The organism is Collinsella tanakaei (genome assembly GCF_016902615.1).
Taxonomy (GTDB): domain Bacteria; phylum Actinomycetota; class Coriobacteriia; order Coriobacteriales; family Coriobacteriaceae; genus Collinsella; species Collinsella tanakaei_A.
In genome coordinates this window covers 1-1,211 of record NZ_JACJMB010000070.1, presented here as the reverse complement: position 1 = coordinate 1,211, position 1,211 = coordinate 1, and the positions used below count along the sequence as shown (strand labels likewise).

At 63.7% G+C, this 1,211-nt stretch carries 1 protein-coding gene and 1 pseudogene; both read right to left on the bottom strand.

Translation table 11 applies throughout. The annotated features are described in order from the left end of the window. Positions 1-14: 14 nt before the first annotated feature. Positions 15-1,025, bottom strand: coding sequence for an IS3 family transposase (locus H6A21_RS10740; RefSeq protein WP_342636106.1), 1,011 nt, complete (start codon positions 1,023-1,025; stop codon positions 15-17). Beyond that, positions 974-1,156 (bottom strand): annotated as a pseudogene (locus H6A21_RS11245) (transposase); the annotation flags it as partial. The pseudogene H6A21_RS11245 and the gene H6A21_RS10740, both read right to left, overlap by 52 nt. Positions 1,157-1,211: the final 55 nt, after the last annotated feature.

The window sequence follows — 1,211 nt, the reverse complement described above, 5'->3', positions numbered from 1 at the left end:
TGGATTGGCAACACTTATTTGGACGGTTTCGACAGGATCAGCCCCGCCTTCCTGAACTCGACGGGGCTCATGTAGCCGAGCGTCGAGTGGATCCTGAAGTTGTTGTACCAGTGCACGTAGTCGGACAGCTTGGCCTGCAGGTCGCGGAGGTCGGAGAAGCTGTCCCTGTAGACCAGCTCCGCCTTGAGTATCTTGTTCGTCGACTCGTCGACCGCGTTGTCGTAGGGGCAGCCCTTGGCGGAGAGCGACCGCTCGATGCCGAACGTCTCAAGCATGAGGTCGATCTCGGCGTTGTCGAACTCGCTGCCGCGGTCGGTGTGGAAGACCTCGATGTCCGAGATCGGGAACTCCAGGGTCGCGAAGGCTGCCTTGACGAGCTTCGCCCCCTTGCTGCTTCCCGCCGAGTGGCCGACGATCTCCCTGTTGTAGAGGTCGACGAGCAGGCAGACGTAGCACCAGGAGCCGCCGGCGCGCACGTAGGTGAGGTCGCTGCAGACGTGCGTGCGCGGAGCGTACCCGTCGAAGGACCGGTCGAGCACGTTCGGCAGCTCCGCCTCGTTCGGCTTGCCCGGGTGCGCCTTGAAGCGCTTCCTCCCGTACGCGCTCGAGAGGCCGTTCTCCCTCATGATGCGGGATATCCGCCTGCGGCTCGCGACGACGCCGCGCCGCTCGAGCGACGCCTTGACCTTCCTCGCGCCGTACCTGCCCTTGCTCTCCGCATGGACGGCGAGAACGTCGGGCTCGACGGGGTCCGGCGCGGGCGGGGGCTCCGGGCGCGAGCGGAGGTAGTAGTAGGTCGAGCGCGGCACGCCGAGGATCTCGCACTGCGCTGATACCGGGTAGCGGTCGGCGTTAGCCGCTATCACCGTCACTTTCGTGCGAATATCAGCGCCGCTTGTTTTAGGACGTCGACCTCCATGCGGAGCCTCTTGTTCTCGCGCTCCAACTCGATGATCCTGTTCTGCTCGGGCGTCCTGTTGTCGGCGGCGTGCGGCGAGCCGGTGGCGTTGATGGAGTTGATCCACCTTCGCAGCGTCGTGCTCCCGAGATCGTACTCGCGCATGATCTCGCTTGGCGGCTTCCCTGCGTTGTAGAGCGACACAATCTGCCTCTTGAAATCGTCGGTGAAATGCCTCGGGTGCTTTGGATCGGCCATCGAGCCTCCTTCCATAGGCCCTCGTGAAACTGTCCAACCTAGTGTAGCCAATCCA